Origin of the sequence: Rickettsia gravesii BWI-1, assembly GCF_000485845.1 — a bacterium.
In the GTDB taxonomy this organism is placed as follows: domain Bacteria; phylum Pseudomonadota; class Alphaproteobacteria; order Rickettsiales; family Rickettsiaceae; genus Rickettsia; species Rickettsia rickettsii.
Genome location: NZ_AWXL01000003.1, coordinates 17,717 through 37,063, shown reverse-complemented (window position 1 = coordinate 37,063; position 19,347 = coordinate 17,717). Strand labels below are relative to the sequence as shown.

Genomic DNA, 19,347 nt, shown 5'->3' with positions numbered 1-19,347 from the left:
TTTATGTCTTCATATACTGATAAAATTCTTGATTATTCTCCCACAACTCACGCACCTTAACGAATAAAAATAAATGAACAGGAAATCCAAAAAACCTCTCCATTTGCATTCGGGATTTTGCTCCTATTTCTTTGATTTTAGAGCCGTTTTTACCGAGTATTATAGTTTTATAGCTCTCTCTTGAAACTACTATAACTTGATTAATCTTTACGGATTTGTCTTTAAGCTCTTCCCATTTTTCGGTTTGTACGGTTAATTTATAAGGGAGTTCTTTCTGCAAATTTAAAAATAACTGCTCTCTTGTAATTTCTGCTGCAATAAAACGCATAGGTAAATCCGTTATGTCGTCTTCCGCATAAAGCCAAGGGGAAATTTTGGCCTTACTTGTTATATATTCAAGTAATCCATCAATATTTTTGCCTGATAAAGCAGATATAGGAAAAAGCAAGCTATCAGGATGATTTTCTGTTAAAAAAGCTTTAATGTCATTTAGATATTTTGATTCGATGTCTATTTTGTTCAATAAAAATATCGGAACAATATTAAGTGAGCAAAGCTTATCTAAAATATTATGCGTTATATCATCAAACAACTTTAGACTATCAATAATTAACAGAACTAAATCCGCACTATGCAAACTAGACCACGCACATCTTACCATTGCTTTCTCTAAGTTCCCTTTCGGCTCAAATATACCGGGCGTATCGTATAAAATTACCTGCGTATCTTTTAAGGTAATAATACCGGTAATAATTGACCTAGTAGTTTGAACTTTTTGGGTAACGATTGAAAGCTTCTCACCGATTATTCTGTTTAATAAAGTTGATTTTCCGCTATTAGGTCGCCCGATTATACAAACCGATACCGTTTTCTGATTAGACATCTTCCCAAACTTCACTTCTAGAGGTAATTTAGACGTCGATCCAGTACTCGCATCCTCGCGTACTAGTGTGTACGCTGCGGCGGCAAGTGCTTCCGTGTCTCCTTTAAATTCCTCTCTATAAGCTGGTTTGGCAAGATGTCTATTAGTCATTTTTAAGTCTATGCAATAAGCTTCGTGCTGCGTTTTTTTCTGCTTCTTTTATTGCGTGACCAGTGCCTGTTTGTTCATAATCTTTTACTTTTACAAGAACCGTAAAAGTTGATGAATGGGAGGCTCCTTCTCTTTTTATCAGACGATATATAGGTAGGTGATGATCACTAGCTTGAGCCCATTCTTGTAAAGCAGTTTTTGGGTCATAATCCGTTAAATTCTGAACTTTTATAAATTCTGCCCATAACTTCTCGATAATATCATGGGTTGTTTCAATATTGCTATCAAGATATATAGCTGCAATTAAAGCTTCCGTGGCATTTTCTATATTATTAAGATTATCACGCCCGCCTGCTACTTCTTCGCCATGAGTCATAATTATATAATTTTTTAAAGTAAGTTTAGCTCCAACCATGCATATTGTTTCTTTGCAAACCAAATATGATCTAATTTTAGCTAAATTCCCCTCATTATAATTTGCAAAATTTCTAAATAAAATTTCTGTGATTACTAAATTTAATACGGCATCACCTAGAAATTCTAATCGTTCATAATCTTTATCATCCTTGTACTCGTGATGTTGCCTTAAAGACGGGTGACTCAACGCCTCTATTAAAAGCTTTTTATTTTTGAAATTATAGCTAAGTAGCTTTTCTAACTTCTCAAATGATTCCATTACGCATCCGTGTTATAAAGATTTCTGAAAATTCGATTTAACCTAACAGATTCAATCCATGGCTTTAACTTTAGTACTAGATTAATAACTCCTATATCATTATCCCACCAAGTTATTTTTGTTGAGAACCAAATAAATTGTGCTTTAGCAATAAAATTTTCAAACGGTACAAATCCAAGATTTACTCTACTATCATTTGACTGATCTCTATTATCCCCTAAAAAGAAATATTTCCCTTCAGGTACATAAAAAACATCCGTATTACCGTATCTATCATTATATATAACGCCACAAATAGGAGCAAGCTTATAAGAAAAATATGTTTTACCGTTTGGCAGTGTTTCTTTAAACTTTAAATATTTTATTCCCTCTTCGCTTATATAAGTTCCAACTTCCGTGCGTTCTATTTTTTTGTCGTTAATATATATTACGTCATCAATCAATTGGATTTTATCACCGGGTAGCCCTATTAAACGCTTTATATATCTAACATTCATATCGTTAGGCGGACGAAAAACTACAATATCGCCACGCTCCGGTTCACGAGCAAATATTCGCCCTTTAAAAAGAGGAATAAAATCAAAAAAAGATAAAGAATAATTACTATAACCATAACTATATTTCGTAGAAAATATATAGTCATTCTCAAGTATGGTTGCTTTCATAGACCCGGTCGGAACGGTAAACGGCTCCATAATAAGTATTCTAATAAGTAAAGCGATACATATTACAAAAGCAAAAGACTCCCACTCTTGCTTAGCTGTTTTATTAGTGTTTGATTTTGTATTATCTGTTTGCATAATCTCTTAATTATTTATAAATTGGAATCGTCATTGCGAGGAAATTACAAAGTAATTGACGAAGCAATCTCAGGAGTTTGTTATTATTTCATGAGATTGCCACGCTCCTTTCTCCTTTCAGTCGCTCGCAATGACGGCTTAGTATCCACGCGGGCAATATCTCCTCGCAATGATGATAAAGTCAAACCACGCTATAACTCTTTATCCTCGCCTCAATCTCGCTTCTAAAATGGCGTATCAGCCCTTGAATCGGCCAAGCTGCCGCATCACCTAAAGCACAGATAGTATGCCCCTCTATTTCTTTCGTAACGTTAAGGAGTTCGTCTATCTCAGATTTTTTGGCATTACCTTTAACTAGCCGCATCATAACTCGCCACATCCAGCCCGTACCCTCACGGCAAGGAGTACATTGCCCGCAAGATTCATGCATATAAAATTTACTAAGCCTTGCTATTGCATAAATAATATCGGTAGATTGATCCATAACTATAATACCGCCTGTACCAAGTCCGGAACCTACGGTTCTTAAACTATCAAAATCCATATCCACTTCACATAATGACTTAGGAAGTAAAGGCACAGAAGAACCGCCCGGGATTATGGCTTTAAGATTATCCCATCCACCACGAACACCACCCGCATATTTCTCAATTAATTCTTTTAACGAAATGCCCATTGCTTCTTCAACATTACAAGGCTTGTTAACATGCCCTGATATGCAGAAAATCTTAGTTCCCGTATTGTTAGGTTTACCTATACCGGCAAACCAGCTAGCTCCTCGTCTTAAAATGGTTGGCACTACTGCGATAGACTCAACATTATTTATAGTAGTCGGGCAGCCATATAACCCAAAGCCAGCAGGAAAAGGCGGCTTTAAACGAGGCATACCTTTTTTGCCCTCTAAGCTTTCAAGCAATGCTGTTTCTTCGCCACAAATATAAGCACCCGCCCCACGATGTAAATAAATATTACAATCAAAGCCCGAACCGCAAGCATTCTTTCCTATTAACCCTTCTTTGTAGGCTTCATCTAAGGCACGCTGAATATTAGAGGCTTCATTATAAAACTCACCTCTAATATAGATATAACAATTATTCGCTCCTATAGCAAAGCTTGCAAGCAAGCAACCTTCTATTAATTTGTGCGGCTCAAACCTTAATATATCACGATCCTTACAAGTGCCAGGCTCAGACTCGTCGGCATTTACTACTAAATAGCAAGGCTTCTCTGAATTTTTAGGCATAAATGACCATTTCATACTGGTAGAAAATCCGGCACCTCCTCGCCCTCTAAGCCCTGACTTCTTAACCTCTTCAACGATGAAATCTCTACCTTTATCAAGCAAAGCTTTAGTATTCTCCCAATCGCCTCGCTTCTTGCTAGATTTCAAATCATGGCTTTGCTGCCCATGCAGGTTAGTAAAAATTTTGTCTTCTTCTTTTAGCATAAACTATTCTCGTTATGGCTCAAAAACATCATTGCGAGGAAAAATTGAAAATTTTGACGAAGCAATCTCGTGCCAAAATCCTAAGATTGTCACGCAGCCTAGGGCCACTCGCAATGACGATGAAGCCGGTCCACGCAACAATGCCTGCTCGCAATGACGATTCTTTACCTTTCTATTACTTTTTTATTAAACTTCCTATTAACAAACATTGTAAGTATCGGAGCAGAGATAAAAATTGAGGAATAAGTACCGGCTATTATCCCAAAAAATACAAGTACGCTAAAACTACGGATTGCCTCACCACCAAAAAGAATAAGGGCTAAATTGGCAAGTAGCGTGGTAATGACAGTTAAAATAGTTCTTGATAAAGTCTCATTAATACTTAAATTTATAATTTCCGTGATATTTTTTTTATGATATTTACGTAAATTTTCTCTAATCCTATCATATATTACTACCGAATCATTAACGGAATAACCTATAATAGTTAACACTGCAGCAATAGTACTTAAGTTAAAATCAAGCTTTGTCATACTCATAAACCCAAGAGCGAGTATTACGTCATGCACTAAGGCGATAAGTATACCAAAACCGAAATACCACTCAAAACGCACCCAAATATAAACCATAATCGCTAAGAAAGAGAATAGCATCGCCATAGCCCCCGCTTCTATTAGCTGCCTACCGACTTGCGGACCGACAAAATCTACCTTACGATATTCAAACTTATACGGAAAATTACTTTGCAAAGATGCTTTAATTAACTCAATATTTTTCATGAGATTTTCTTCACTACTACTACCAAATCTAAGCGATAAATCACGCTCACTACCAAAATTCTGTAAGACCACCTCACCTATTCCAAGCTTTCCTAGAACCCCACGCATTTTTGGCAAATCAGGAGCTTGATCAAGCCTTACTTCAATAACTATACCACCGGCAAAATCAATACCGAAATTAAATTTATATATACCGATCCAAATAAAGCTAATGAGTGATAAAATAATTGAGAAAGTGTAGCTAACTTTTTTAAAATTCATAAAATCAAAATCGATTTTATTAGGTAAAAGTCTTAAAGGATAAATTTGCATTATTATATATTTTGTTGAATAAGGATTATATTTGTATTATATAGTAAATTCAAAAAGGTTAAATGATTTTTTATGTCAGAAGTAGTAGTAAAAGAACAATTAGAGCAATATATAAACAAAATAGAAAGATTAGAACAAGAAAAAGCTGATTTATCTCAAGAAGTAAAAGATATCTTCCAAGATGCTTCTTCACATGGATTTGATGTTAAAGCTATGAAATCTATATTGAAACTAAAGAAATTGGATAAAGATAAACTGGCCGAGCAGGACGCTATGCTTGAGCTTTATAGAGATACTTTAGGGATTTGAGGCATACGTCATTGCGAGGAAATTATGAAGTAATTGACGAAGCAATCTCAGGAGTTTGTTATTATTTCATGAGATTGCCATGCAGCCTACGGCTGCTCGCAATGACGTATTTAGTATTCACGTAGCAACGCACTCTTTCGCAGTAATGACATAAGAGTTACAAATATATTTAAGCTTTTGCTGCCTTAGTTTTAGCAATAGGGATATGTCTCTCTTTAATTCTAGCCGACTTACCGCTTCTATTTCTTAAATAATAAAGTTTAGCACGACGAACTACTCCGTATTTTACTACATCAATAGAGTGTACTATCGGCGAGTAAGTCATAAAGCGTCTTTCGACTCCTTCACCGTGGCTAATTTTACGTACTAAGAAAGATGAAGTAATACCACGATTTCTTTTTGCGATAACTACACCTTCATAAGCTTGAAATCTTTCCGTTAATTTTTCCTTACCGTCTTTCTCAATCGATCTATCAATAATTTTAACAGTTACCTTAACTGTATCGCCGGCTTCAAAATCAGGAATTTTTTTATTTGCAGTACGCTTTGAAATATTTTCCTGTTCAAAGCGGTCAATAATATTCATTTTTTTAACTCCTTAACTCTATAAATCTTTAAGTAACTCCGGACGGCGTAATTTAGTAATCATATGTGATTGCTCTTTTTTCCATTCATTAATTAGCCTGTGGTTACCGGATAACAAAACACTCGGTACAGCTCGATCACGCCAAATTTCAGGTCTTGTATATAGGCCGCATTCAAGTCCGCCCTTAAATTCCCCGTCTTCTTCAAAAGACTCGGAAGATAAGGTATTTTGGTTCATTAAAACACCTGGCAGTAGTCTAATTAAGCAATCGAGAATGGTGAGGGTAGGTATTTCTCCGCCGGATAAAATGTAGTCGCCTACACTAATTTCTTTAACATTATACTCTTCAATTACACGTTCGTCAATCCCTTCGTAACGTCCACATAAGAATATGAGGTTTTTATTTTTCAACATCTCTTTAGCAAAGCTTTGGGTAAAGACTCTACCGCGCGGTGAAGGATAGTACATTTCAGCATTAGGATTTAAAGCAAGAGCATGATCTATGCTACTGCCTAGAACATCAGGACGCATTATAAGCCCGTTACCACCGCCATAAGCCTCATCATCAATATTTTTATGCTTAGTTAAACCGAAATCTCGAATATTAATAACGTCATATGACCAAATATTTTTATTTAGTGCTTGTCCTGCTAAAGAATGTCCTAGAGTCCCAGGAAACATTTCAGGAAAAACGGTTAAGATTGTGGTATGAAGTATAGACATACGTTTAAAATAGTAGACAGTACCAATTAACGCAATAAAATTATAATTTAATTATTTACCCCACCCACCTGTCCTATAATCTTCTTTTCTTTGTTTTTTAGCAGTAGCTGTTGTACCACTTCTAAATGCTTCAGCTTTTTGTTGATGCGTTTTATGAGCTTGATCACTTCGAAATTTTTGAAACTCTGCTTTCTTAGCAGCTTCTATATAACGACTTGTTATTTTCTCTAAGCATCTCATAGCATCTTTATCTAAACTAATACCTGCTTCTTTTGCTTGCTGCTCTATTTTTAATGCTGTCTTATAACCTGCTGCTGCGTTTTTAGCTATAACTTGCCTCTGCATAAACCCACTCTAGAATCTTTCTTCATTGCATCATTATATGGATTTATCTTATTATTTTTAATATCCTTTATTTGTTTTTCTGCTTTCTTTTTATCAAAATCTTCTAGCATAACTTCCCCCCAAATTTAAGTTAAAAATATATCTATAGTTGCATATATTTTATTTCAAAAAAAGTTAATAAAGAAAAATAGAGGTATAAGTAATTAAAAATTAACCAATTTGTGTTATAAAAACTTCATCACTTCTTCAGCGATGATTAGCTCTTCGTTTGTCGGCACAGCGAAAACTTTAACCTTACTGCTTTCAGCGCTTATTAGATGCTCATTTTTTTGGTTTTTTGCATCATCTATTTTAATGCCCAGCCATAAAAGTTTTTCAGTAATCATTTCTCGTATTACAGCGGAATTCTATCCAACACCGGCAGTAAAAATTAGACAATCAACTCCCTCAAGTACAGCAGTTAGCTTACCTATTTCAAGTACAATGCGATACACAAATAAATCTATAGCAAATTTAGCATCAGGTGAGTTACTGGCAAGCAAAGTACGCATATCGGAGCTTTCACCGGACATACCGAGTAATCCTGATTTCTTATATAGTAACTCGGTTACTTTTTTCGTATTCATTTGCTCATGATCGATAAGATATAACACTACTCCAGGATCAAGGTTACCTGTCCTTGTACCTATCATAACACCGTCAAGTACGCTAAAGCCCATGGAACTTGTTAGACTAAGACCGTTTTTAATAGCACATAGACTACTACCGTGTCCTAAATGAGCTATAATAGTCTTTGTAGGTAAATCTTCCTTTGTCATTTCTTTAAAATGGCTGCTAACATATTTATATGATAACCCATAAAAACCGTAACGAATTATCCCTTTATCATAATATTTTTTCGGTAAACCGAAAGCTTTTGTATAGGAGGATTGGTAAAATGAAACGACGTATCAAAACAAGCTATATATGAGATTTCTTTATATTTTTGAAGAAATAAATCCAGTACCTGCAAATTATAAGGTTGATGCAAGGGGCTTAGAGGTATTAATGCTCTTAAATCTTCACTAACTTTTTCATTAACAATAACCGGTTTATTAAAATTTTTCCCGCCATGGACAATACGGTGACCGGTTGCAATTAACTTGAGATTTTCTTGTTTTTTCCACCAATCTTCAAAAAGATCAATCATCATTTTAATAGCATCATCTTTAATGTCGGTAGCAGATGCCTGTTTTTTATTTATATGAAATAATATTTTATTATCATTTTTTCTAAAAAAATATTATAAATTTTATCCTTAACTTTTTTATTCTGAATTTCAAAAATAAAAATTTTTAAACTAGATGAGCCGGCATTAGCTATTAAAATAACATTTTTCATTATTTACCTACTTGGATATGTAGCTTCGCCTTAGTTTGATTATAAATAAATGAAGCAAGTACACAGAAAATAACACACATATCCATAGGATCGGCTCTACTTGTTAAAATAATAGGCACACGGGCTCCAAGAATGATACCCACCATAACCGCTTGACCCAAATATTTTAGCTGCTTTGCAAGCATATTGCCTGATTCAAGATCAGGTACTACTAATATAGAAACTGAAGAGCTAATGCCTTTTGCTTCTGCAGCAAATAAAGAGATAGCATTATCAAACGCAAGCGGTCCATCAACTATAGCATTCGTAATTTGCCCTCTATCTGCCATTTTCGATAAAGCAGCAGCATCAAGGGTTGTAGGGATTGCAGAAATTATCGTCTCAACTGCCGATAATACCGCAACTCTAAACCTGCTTGTCTTCTTTGATCATATGCATTAAATCAATAGCATTCTGCACTATATCACGCTTATCTTCTAGAGTAGGACGAATATTAATAGCAGCATCGGTAATAATGAACGGTTTTGGAAAGGTAGCAACTGCCATTAAGAAAGCATGGCTTATACGACGTTCGGTACGTAGTCCATTCTCCTTATGAACTAACGCAGACATAAGCTCATCAGTATGAAGCGACCCTTTCATAATAGCCGCAACTTCTCTTTTCTTCGCAAGCTCTACGGCTTTTTTTGCTGCTTCGTGGCTATGCTCAACATTAATTACTTGATAATCCTCAAGATCGACATTATTAACTTTTGCTACTGATTCAATTTTATGTTGCAGACCAATCAAGACCGGTTTTATTACATATAAATTGTGCCGCTCTAACTGCACCGAGTAATGATTCTTTATCAATCGGATGAACTACTGCAGTTTTAACAGGCTTAAAGCCGTCGGCTCTAAGTAATAGATCGATGAAATGCTTTGCTGCTTCATCAAAGTCAGGATCGTTGATTTCTTTTGGAGGAGTATAAGTAGTACCTAATTTCTTAGCTAGAATGGCATCTAAAAAAGTCTCGTTTATTATATGTTGCTTCTTCATAAACCCCTTAATAAATTAATCACTAACTTAATTAGATAGTATATAAGTTAATTAATAAAGGGAAAACTAATTATTGTTTTTAGCGGACATTTCTTAAGTGCTATTAACGCAACAGTGTATATTCGAATTCCGTGTAGGCATTGTTGCGTAGTTCGGAAAATACCCTTAATGTCATTCCTGCAGAAACGAGAATCTAGTAAAGCATAAAAAAATTTGTTTTTTATATGCTTATTTTATCAAATATGTAACTTCTGTATCAATATTGAAGTTATTTTTCTGGATTCCTGCTTTCGCAGGAATGACATAAGAGCTATATATCAATCATTTAAATAATTTCCAATTTCGTTCTTGCGGTGGAGAATCTTCTCTTCCTTCAGAAAAAAAATCATTAGTAGGATTTGAGCTTAGTTCTGTAAATATTTCTTCCCAACTTTTTTGCGGTTTTAAGCTTTTATCTGATGATAAATACTTGAGTTCTTCAGAACCATTTTTAGTTTGATCGTTCATCAATATTTTTGTTTTTACATATTCTATATACTATAGTTGTTATTCTACTTCATATTTCTTAAATGATCTTCTAATTTTCTTAGCTTTCTACCCTCGTTTACTATAGGCTTTGCATAGGTTGGCATTTTGGCATTTTCTCTATATTTATTAATCTGATCGATCTGAGCATTGACTTCATCGGTAATGGCTTGCTTTCTATCCTCTATTTTATTTAATACTTCAGTACTATATTCATAATTTTTAACATCAGCATTAAAGTTATTAAGCTCTTCCGTAATCTTTTGGTCTATTTCAGCTCCCTCGGCGGTATCTTTAACTTTTTGTGCTATTAATGCCGGCATTTCTTCGATCTTGATATCATCTCTTTTGAAATGATCTTTAAGCTCTTTATAAGTTTGCTCTAAATTTTCCTGGGCTTTCTCGTGCATAATATCATAATGCTCTTGGCGACGAGTATATCGATCTCCATCTATAAATTCTGCATGTTTTCTATGAGCGTTATCTATCATATCTCGCATCTGAGAATCAGTAGCTTTCTCACGCATAAATCTGTCGCCCATCATTACCGGTTCACCTTCCTCAAATAACCTACCATGCACCTCATGAATAAGCTTTCTTTGAGCTAATTCTTGATAATATTCCACATCACTATGTCTACCTGCTTTTTCTAGTCTTGTTAGATATTCCGGTGATAATATATCTGCTTGAGCAGCTAGCGCCTCCTTATTAATATGCATTTGGAGCTCTTCATGTGCTCGTGCTTTTTCATCATCTTTTAATTTTTCGCTATAAGTTCTAAGCCTTGGATCGTTATATTCAAAATCATGCCATTCGGCACTGGTTAGATTACCCTCATAAGCATCACGTAAATCTTTACCGACTATTGCAGTTAAAGCTCCTCTTTTTATTCCTGTATAACCTGCATATATTTTTTCGCCTATACCTACACGCTTTTCTTCTTTTAATTTACGTTTTGTATCAACACGATGCTCTATCTCTTGCCAGCTTCTAAGCACTCCTATATTCTTACCGAACAGACCAACACCTCGCCCTGACATTTCTTGGTGAGCATTTTTATAAGCATCTTGATAATCTCTAGTAAAGTTTGCATCGCTAGCGAGTTCACGTAAGTTAGCATCTTTTAATGACTTATCAAGCTCAGCTTTTTGTTCTTTACTTAAAGCGGCGTAATCTTTCACTTCATATTTATTTGCAGCAATTTTATCTCGAAGCTGAGTAAACTTCATTTGCGATAGTTCTTTTGCTTTTAATTCATTCCCCTTAGGTAAATTCTTTAATAATCCTGCAATACCGTTTTCATAATCCGTAATAGCATTCATTTTTACATCTTTAGAATCTATACCGTATTTTCTCTTAACCTCATTTTGTACGGTTTTATTTGCTGAAGAACCGAGAGCTTGCTTTTCAAGCCTTCCCATCATCATATTTTCAAATTTCTCGGCAAAGAACATACGAGCTTGCTCTTTCCCTGCACTTACACGGCTAGTTACAGGTGCACTTACCGTCTTAGCCACATAATTTAGCGGTCTATTCATTTGTTTCGCTGCAGATTCATAAGATTGCTGATTAACTTTTTGTATGTCTGTTAAATTACCTGAAGTACCGGCAATAAATTGTGCCGTCGATATAGCAGTATCGTTAAATTTACTTAGCAAATAAATAGACACAAAAATTAGTAATATCCCATCAAGTTGGACAAATTTCCCATTTATAAAATTACTAATTCTTTTTGCATCTTTAACTAAATCTAAAAACGGTAATTCAATATAGCGTTCATCTATACACTCATACGCAGCACAATGCTTACATTTATCAGGGTCATTCTTACAAGAATCATCTACTATTATATGATCTTCAGGAACTAATATATTTGCTTTGTGGAAATTATTTATACCGCCTTTCATCGGTACTGGGAACCACCAATAAAATATTGAATGACCCAGGCTTGGATCTATATCCTCAAGGAAACTACCGAATATTTCATTTATCGGACCTAAATTAGGAAAATCATGTTTACATACCGCAAAACCAAGCGTTGAATATATTTCGGTTCTGATGATCATTGAAATAAAAGCGATACCGGCAAATAAAATTATAGGTTGTAATGCATATGATATTAATTGTCTTAACCAATTCTCAAATAACGAACGAGTTATATTAAACAACATGAAACAAATAAATATCGGTCCCATAATTATAATCATACCGATAGTTATAAGAGCGGTTAGATAGATAATAGTGGCTTTAAATATAAGAAAGAAAATAAAATATAAGGCTATTAAATATAGAATGATATATATAAAACCAAGCCAATCAACAAATAGTAAAGAAAACAATTTAGATAAAGTTTGAGGAGAAATAAGTAACCCAAGCAAGCTTTGAGAACCGGGACCGGTAGCCGAAGCTTCATTAATTATTTGCAGTATTTGCTGAACCCCATCAATAAAAAATACGAATAAATAATCATGAAAAAATGTCCAAGCTTTATCCGTACTTAATAATATTGAGACTATACTAACTTTTAATATTCTAACTATAAGTTCGACATGAGTAAGGTTTATATTACCTATTAAAAAGGAAACGCCTGTAAACATTATATATAGAGTTAAAATAGCCGAGACACTCATCCTATAACCCGACGTATCAATTATTTGTTGATAAGTTTTCTTTATAATCCCATCCTTACCAAATAATACTCCTTTTATTAAATCCGTTAAAAATTGTAGCGGATCGGATCTAGTATCAGTAACTCCGGACTTTATTACTAATCTATATTGCCCGCTATTATCATCATAAAATTTATCTATAATCTTAAAATAAAGAGGAGATTGAGCATATTTTGACTTATCTTCACCTTTATATTGATAATTTATACCGCCGGCTTTCAAGAATTGTCCTGTACTACTAATACTATAAAATTCATAGCCTACACTCGAAGTAAGCTCTCCTAAATGCTGAGTTATACCTTGCGGTTTACGCTGTGAGTCCGGTGAAATATTGGGATCGGTATTTTTAGCGGCAATAAGAAAATAAAGCCCGACACCGTCTGTCATTATACATGGAGCATTACTAATCATTGCATCATTTTGATTTGCGGGATTAGGAGTACACATATCAAGTCTAGCATTATCCCAAAAAGTACACGGTTGTAGCTTAACGCAAAAAGCAGCCAAAGTAGTTGTGTTATTTTTTTGACCATACCATGGACACCATGCAGATAACTGACCTGAAGCATTTTTATCGCCAAGTATATAACTCCACGGTCTTACCATAACGGTTAAAGGATAGCCGTTTACTTTATAAGCACTATCACGCCATGGTGCTACCTGATCACCTTCCTGTCTTGAAGTAATTTCTTCCGGATCATATCTAGAAGAAACATTGAATTTGATAAAACCGAAATCATCAGGGTCAATACAAGTATCGCCGGTACAACCGGAAAGCAGCAATAGCGATATTAATAATGTAATAAAAATATTTTTGTTCATTTATTATGTGTTATTTCCATATGTCTCAATTTCAACGTCATTGCGAGCGACCACAGGGGGCGTGGCAATCTCATGAAGCAGTACTAAATTCCTGAGATTGCTTCGTCAATTGCTATGCAATTTCCTCGCAATGACGGTGAAAATATTTACAATTATTCTTTCTTCTCTCCTTCCTCTTTCTTCACATCATTACGCTCAGCAAGAAATTTATTTGTAAATTCACCACCTCCTTCCGGTTTTCTAGCTTTATAATTTTGATCAATTATCTTGTCTTTGAAAACTCTAGCCGGAGCCATTGCAGCCTTTTTAACCGGTTTTGTTACCGAATCTATATCCTGCATAACGGCTCCCACAGGATCAGAACGTTCTTGATAATTTCCTGATATTCGTGCCGGTGTAACATTTGTAAGCATTCCAACTACTATATTTACAAAAGTTACTAAACCATATGACATTAAGCAATATGAATAAAATAATAAAGCCGTAGTAAATAATACTAAGAAAGTATTAGCATTGTTCGTTAGAATATTCGAGCTACTAATTTCCGGAACATCCGGTACATAGAAAGGTATTCCGGGTAAAAACGGTAATGTAAAAGAGAAATGAATCGGAATACCAAGATTTGTTAAATCAAGCCCTATTTTTATTGGTATAAGAGTATCCCAACAGGCTCTAACTACCACTTTTAAAAGCTGCTCAGATAAAACCTGATCTATCAATAAAAAGAAAATCAATAATATTGTCGGCTGCACTACATAGCTAAGCAATATCGATATCCAATTATCAAATAAACTTTTAGTTTTTTCAAATAACATTAATATTATAAAAAACGGTGCCAATGAAATCATAACAGTTACCCCTATGAATGCAATAACATAACCTATTATAACTTCTAAAATAGCTCTAAAATAAGTAATAAGTGAATAAATGGTTATAATAGCGATAAATGCTAAACCATTATGTATTTGTAATAATTCAATAAATAGTAATCCCCAAATCCTACCGTTAGTATATTTATCAAATATAGGATCAATAAAACCAAAAATATTAGATCTAGAGCTTGTAGCACCTACTACGTTAGTTACAAAGAAATCAATACCGTCGGTAAATGCACTAAAGAAGTATGTATTAAAGAAGCTCCAACTTTCTTCTCTAATTAAAAAAGCTACTATAGCTATTTTGCATATACGTGTTATTACTTCTACGGCAGTCAATTTTAATGCTCCTGCAACGAACATTAGCCCAAATATAGTAACATAAAGGGTTAATGCAGATTTAGCTAAATTCTGCACTGCAGAATTTTTAACTAACTTAATATAAAAGTTTTGACTAAAAGTTCTAAACTGACCGGTAATAGGTTTAATAGCACCGTTATATATTATATCAGAAAACCAAGTTGTACCGGTATAATTAGCATAATTTACACTAACTACCCCTTGTATATTACTATTAGGATTTACCACCCTTAACCATAAATATCCATCTTGCGGTGCATCAGCCGCAAAGTTATAATCTACCGGCGTACCACGAACAGATGGATCAGGTAACGTACCATCAGATGTTATTAAATATTCTAACTTTATATTTTGTTGATCACCAAGATTAATTGAATTTGCCCCATTACCTATTTCAACAATCATCGAATAACGACCAAAATATAAAAAATTAGCTGACCAATCATTCTTATTTATATAATCTACAAAACTAGCATAATTTGAAAAATTTCGGCTCCAATCACTCATTAAAACTGAATTACTAAACATATTACTAACTTGCCAATCGCTAGTAAAATCCATAGTACCGCCGCTAGTGGCTTGATAATATATAAAGCTACTTTGAGTACTGCCTGAATTTATAAAACTCTGATCTCGTCCCTTAATAACCTGCCCGCCTACTTTAATTATCATCCCTCTACCTTGATCGTAATAGCAAGCAGGGCTAGTATTTATACCGGCATTAGCAGGACAAGCATTAATTAAGTCCATGAAATACTGTACCGCTCCCGTTATCATAGGCTTACCGACTATTATTCCATTATCGGTATTTTTATACTTTGTAGCAGTACCTGTGCCGCTACATACACTTTTTCTTTCCTCATCTATCATATTACACACCTGCTCTGCAGAAGAGTAAATTATTCTATTATCAAAATTTCCAAGGTTACTTTGAGTATAAAGTGCAGAAGCAGCGAATATCGAGCTATCAAGTTCCTGTGTTAAAATATTATCTACGGTATTAGGAAGTTTTGGAGTATTAGGGCTAAAAAAATTATCTTTACCAACTAAACTAATATTTACTACATCGCCGGCCTTAACTTCAATTCTCGAATTACCGTTAGAATAGTTAAAATATTTAACAGAATCAGACATTTTAGTAAATGAAAGTGCATCAAGGTCTTTATCAGGCGGTATAGCCCCCGGTGTTTCACTGTTATTGTCCGTAACAAAACGAGGAAATCCTAAAGCTTCAAATTGAAATTTAGAATAATTATAAGTTTTAATGAAAACTTGCGGCGTACTAAACCTTGGATCAATTCTATATAATACTAGATATTTTCTAGGTTCAGGAGTAATACCTGAAGTAGACCAATTTATTTTTAACAATTTACCTTTCTTAACAGTATTACCTGTTGATTGCCAAATTCCGGCTGTAGATAAACTAATTCCTATATTACCCTCTTGAAAACTTGTAAATTCAGGCACTTCTAAACAACCGAATAAGCTTTTTAACCCGCCAAAACTGGTTGACATCCATGAAAAAGCATCATCGGCTTTAGCTGGCATCGCCATAAACAAAACTAATAAAACTAAACTCTTAAGAATTTTCATAACTTTAAATTGTTATCCAACACATCATACCGTGGCTTGTCCATAATATTAAATAGTAAACCCATTATTGCGAGCAGCTGTATGGCTGCGCGGCAATCTCATGAAATAACTCCTGAGATTGCTTCATCAATTATTTCATAATTTCCTCGTAATGACGATTTTCGATTCACCCTCTATTTCGGTGTTTCAGGTTTAGGTGGTTCTTCATTTGTCTTCTCGCCCCCTTCTTTTGGCGTATTTTTCCTATTTTTCTCAGCCTGATCTAATGTCTTATTGCGTTGTTTTAATCGTGCTTCCGCTCTGCCGGTAATACCTTGTCTTGTTTTATCATCCATTCCTATTGGACTTAATGCTTTTTGCCCTGCATCATGAGACATTTTACCACCAATTTCAGTAGCCGAAGGCCCAACAGCACTAGTTAATTTTACTACCATACGTCCCGAAAATTCGACATAACCGTACATACCGTAAGCAATAATAACTAGAGCTACGATATTTTGCATATTTACTCCCATCATACCCGACATATAATCCATTCCCCAAGGGGCAAACCAATTAATACAGAAGATGGGTACATTCAGCAATGCAATAGGTAAAATAGTACCGATAAACGGAATTTTTATTGGTAAAGCACATTTCCAACACACGCTATAACCTAAAACAAAATCTAGATAAATGGTAAATAGCTGTGTTAGCAATATAATACCTGCCATCATAACTACCGGTTCTATCATATAGCGGATCGTAAACCTCACCCAATTATCAAATAAATACCTAGTAAAATCAAATAATAAGAAACTAATAAATAAAGGGGCTATACCGATTAATATACAAGTTGCCATAAATGCCATAATATAAACGGCAACAGCTCTAAGCGCCGTAATAATTACTATACCAACCGCAATAAAAGTAATTATAAAATATATAATACCGCTAAGCCCAAGAGAAAGAAGTGCAAGTAATTGAGCGATAAAGGTTTGACTAAAAAATATTTTACTCATTACTGCATCTAAAAACATGAAAGGATTAGAAATAGTATTAGTAGAAGTAAACAAACTATATCCACTCATATTAGCAATAATTGAGTCTGAAAAATTGGTAATTGCATCAAAAAGATAGTTATTGAAAAATTCAAAGGTATTACCGTTCATAAGTCCGCTAACTACCCCGATTTTTGCTATTCTAATTACTAGCTCTTTTTGGTTTATCTTAGCAAAACCAAGCAAAAACATTGCTCCGTAAGTCATCACATACAGAATTAAAATTGCTTTAATATAGGTAAAAAAGTTAGTACAGGACGAGCTATCATTAGCTTTATAACATACCATACTTTTAAAAATAGAAGTAGCAGCCCCTTGTACTTTAGTTTTAAATAACTGAAGTAACGGATTCATTACTTTAATAGTAAAACTTCCTACTTTTAAGGATGTTGAGAAATGTACTTTATAGCTACCTTCACTATCTTTATAGTCCCTTAAATTATTACCAGGATCATTTAGAATTTTCATCCATATATAACCCGCCTCATTTGCGTTAAAGCTATATTTACCTTCACTATCAACGCTAATTCCTTGAGGTAAATAGGTTTTACCGCTAGTATTCGGGTTTTCCGAAGGCTTTACTATTATGTATTGCACTCGTCCTCGATCATCAAAAGTATCGTTAAAACTATTACCGTTTTCTCTATAGCATTTAGTCTGTTTAATATTTAAAACGTATCCTCCCGTATTCTTACTGCTATCTTGTGAAGTAGGAGACCACAGCCTATATTGTAAATAACTTTTTGCAATATTACTGTTAAAAGGTATATTATATATAACTTTATATAAATATTTACCGTCTTTATCTTTATAGTCAGATGGTTGATCTGTATCTGCAACAAATTTAGCAAATTCTAGCTTAGAAGGCAGAGCTTGACTTACAGAACCCGCATCATTTATTTGATATATTAATCCAGTTGGTCCTTTGCCTCCTTTACCGTCCGCCGTATACCAAAATCTCCGATTCTTTTGAAAATCTCCATCGCTACATATGCCCGAAGTACAATTTACACCTCCAATATAATCTTTATCTTTTGGATTACGATCGCTAACACTATCAGGACATTGACCATTTGGAGGAATATTAGCATTATTAGAACATTGAAGGGCTGAATAGTCGGTAAATAATTTACCTGTGTCGTCAGACCACGAAAATGTAAAACTCTCATCATCTAGGTAGTTTTCTGGTGCTGGTCTAGTTATATTAACCCAAGCCATACATTTCTCTTTACATTCTGATTTCTTAACACACCTAGGATTACAGCCTAGTGCTCCCCAGTCGCAACCTATTTGCTCACCCCAGTTAAGGCACCTCAATGTGACTTTACAATTCCAATACTTCTCTTTTAACTCGCAAGCATTGACATACTCACCTGAATAAACAGAATATTTTCCACAAATTGGATTATAAGTAGTTTTATTCTCTGAACAATCTTTCGTAACTTCAGCACCTTTAAAAGCATCCTTAACTGTCGCATCCGTATTGGCAAAATTAGGAGATACAGAAACTAAAACTCTATCATTGACGTATAATTCGGCAATATTACGCCATTCATTATTTTTTGCATCCATTATTAGAGAAACAGGTGGATTATTTGTATCGTTAATACGAGGAATCGGGATCATTTGACCGTTATCGTCTAAATTAGATCCAGCCCCTATACGTTGTAAATTATCTTTCGGTATATAAGCTAAACACAAACTAACCTGACCGACCACTTGTAAATTCACCGGTTGGCTGTTTTCTACTAGCACCTGAGTATTTAGCCATTCACCGTAACGAGTAGGATCAGGAATAAGCAGAGTCGTGTTGTCAGGCAACACCTTAGAAGTGTTTACATAATTAGCATTAGCATTAAGGGTTATAGTACTGGTTACTGAATCCACCCCTCCTTTACCGTCCGACGCATATCTCATGTAGCAGCCGTCACCAACTTTTACTGCTCCTATCATACCAAGTGCTGCAAAAATAAAGCAAACTAACGTTGCTACTATAGCAAGTACTCCTAAAACTTTTAATAAGTTACCCTGCAT

General features: G+C 34.5%; 14 protein-coding genes and 2 pseudogenes. 1 reads left to right on the top strand and 15 read right to left on the bottom strand.

Annotated features, from left to right (window positions below):
* Position 1 precedes the first annotated feature (1 nt).
* From era to secF, 5 genes are all read right to left on the bottom strand, one after another.
* Positions 2-1,033 carry a GTPase Era gene (era, locus tag RGRA_RS0101345; RefSeq protein WP_017443451.1) on the bottom strand — a complete coding sequence of 344 codons (1,032 nt, stop codon included), beginning with the start codon at positions 1,031-1,033 and terminating at the stop codon, positions 2-4.
* Positions 1,026-1,709 (bottom strand): ribonuclease III, encoded by a 684-nt coding sequence (gene rnc, locus RGRA_RS0101340; protein ID WP_017443450.1) that lies wholly within the window; start codon positions 1,707-1,709, stop codon positions 1,026-1,028. The genes era and rnc overlap by 8 nt, the downstream gene beginning before the upstream one ends.
* Entirely contained in the window at positions 1,709-2,509 is an 801-nt protein-coding gene (gene lepB, locus RGRA_RS0101335; RefSeq protein ID WP_017443449.1) for a signal peptidase I, read from the bottom strand. The genes rnc and lepB overlap by 1 nt, the downstream gene beginning before the upstream one ends.
* A gap of 181 nt (positions 2,510-2,690) precedes the next feature.
* Complete coding sequence (gene nuoF, locus RGRA_RS0101330; RefSeq protein ID WP_017443448.1) at positions 2,691-3,956, bottom strand: NADH-quinone oxidoreductase subunit NuoF; 1,266 nt, start codon at positions 3,954-3,956, stop codon at positions 2,691-2,693.
* A 164-nt stretch (positions 3,957-4,120) separates the two neighbouring features.
* The gene (gene secF / locus RGRA_RS0101325) at positions 4,121-5,047 is read right to left on the bottom strand and encodes a protein translocase subunit SecF (RefSeq protein WP_017443447.1); all 927 of its coding nucleotides are present in this window, start codon (positions 5,045-5,047) and stop codon (positions 4,121-4,123) included.
* Positions 5,048-5,119: 72 nt separating this feature from the next.
* Here secF and RGRA_RS0101320 point away from each other — a divergent pair, with 72 nt between their 5' ends.
* Positions 5,120-5,356: a DUF2312 domain-containing protein gene (locus RGRA_RS0101320; RefSeq protein ID WP_017443446.1), complete on the top strand. Its 237-nt coding sequence runs from the start codon at positions 5,120-5,122 to the stop codon at positions 5,354-5,356.
* A gap of 169 nt (positions 5,357-5,525) precedes the next feature.
* Here the strand turns inward: RGRA_RS0101320 and rplS are convergent, their stop codons facing one another.
* The 10 genes and pseudogenes from rplS to RGRA_RS0101270 all read right to left on the bottom strand — a co-directional run bounded on the left by rplS (position 5,526) and on the right by RGRA_RS0101270 (position 19,347).
* Complete coding sequence (gene rplS, locus RGRA_RS0101315) at positions 5,526-5,942, bottom strand: 50S ribosomal protein L19 (RefSeq protein ID WP_014273176.1); 417 nt, start codon at positions 5,940-5,942, stop codon at positions 5,526-5,528.
* Between the two features lie 18 nt (positions 5,943-5,960).
* Positions 5,961-6,665, bottom strand: a complete 705-nt coding sequence (gene trmD / locus RGRA_RS0101310; RefSeq protein ID WP_017443444.1) for a tRNA (guanosine(37)-N1)-methyltransferase TrmD — start codon at positions 6,663-6,665, stop codon at positions 5,961-5,963.
* Positions 6,666-6,716: 51 nt separating this feature from the next.
* Complete coding sequence (locus RGRA_RS0101305; RefSeq protein WP_017443443.1) at positions 6,717-7,010, bottom strand: hypothetical protein; 294 nt, start codon at positions 7,008-7,010, stop codon at positions 6,717-6,719.
* On the bottom strand, positions 6,992-7,120 hold the full coding sequence (locus RGRA_RS14035) for a hypothetical protein (RefSeq protein WP_017443442.1): 129 nt from the start codon (positions 7,118-7,120) through the stop codon (positions 6,992-6,994). Before RGRA_RS14035 ends, RGRA_RS0101305 begins: the two co-directional genes overlap by 19 nt.
* 114 nt (positions 7,121-7,234) lie before the next feature.
* A pseudogene (locus RGRA_RS08340) lies at positions 7,235-8,390 on the bottom strand (acetate/propionate family kinase).
* A pseudogene (locus RGRA_RS08335) lies at positions 8,390-9,429 on the bottom strand (phosphate acetyltransferase). The pseudogenes RGRA_RS08340 and RGRA_RS08335 overlap by 1 nt, the downstream one beginning before the upstream one ends.
* Before the next feature lie 321 nt (positions 9,430-9,750).
* Positions 9,751-9,936, bottom strand: a complete 186-nt coding sequence (locus RGRA_RS0101285) for a hypothetical protein (RefSeq protein ID WP_024547224.1) — start codon at positions 9,934-9,936, stop codon at positions 9,751-9,753.
* A gap of 44 nt (positions 9,937-9,980) precedes the next feature.
* The gene (locus tag RGRA_RS0101280) at positions 9,981-13,445 is read right to left on the bottom strand and encodes a TrbL/VirB6 family protein (RefSeq protein ID WP_017443441.1); all 3,465 of its coding nucleotides are present in this window, start codon (positions 13,443-13,445) and stop codon (positions 9,981-9,983) included.
* A gap of 152 nt (positions 13,446-13,597) precedes the next feature.
* Positions 13,598-16,273 (bottom strand): TrbL/VirB6 family protein, encoded by a 2,676-nt coding sequence (locus tag RGRA_RS0101275; RefSeq protein WP_017443440.1) that lies wholly within the window; start codon positions 16,271-16,273, stop codon positions 13,598-13,600.
* 173 nt (positions 16,274-16,446) lie between these two features.
* Entirely contained in the window at positions 16,447-19,347 is a 2,901-nt protein-coding gene (locus RGRA_RS0101270; protein ID WP_017443439.1) for a TrbL/VirB6 family protein, read from the bottom strand.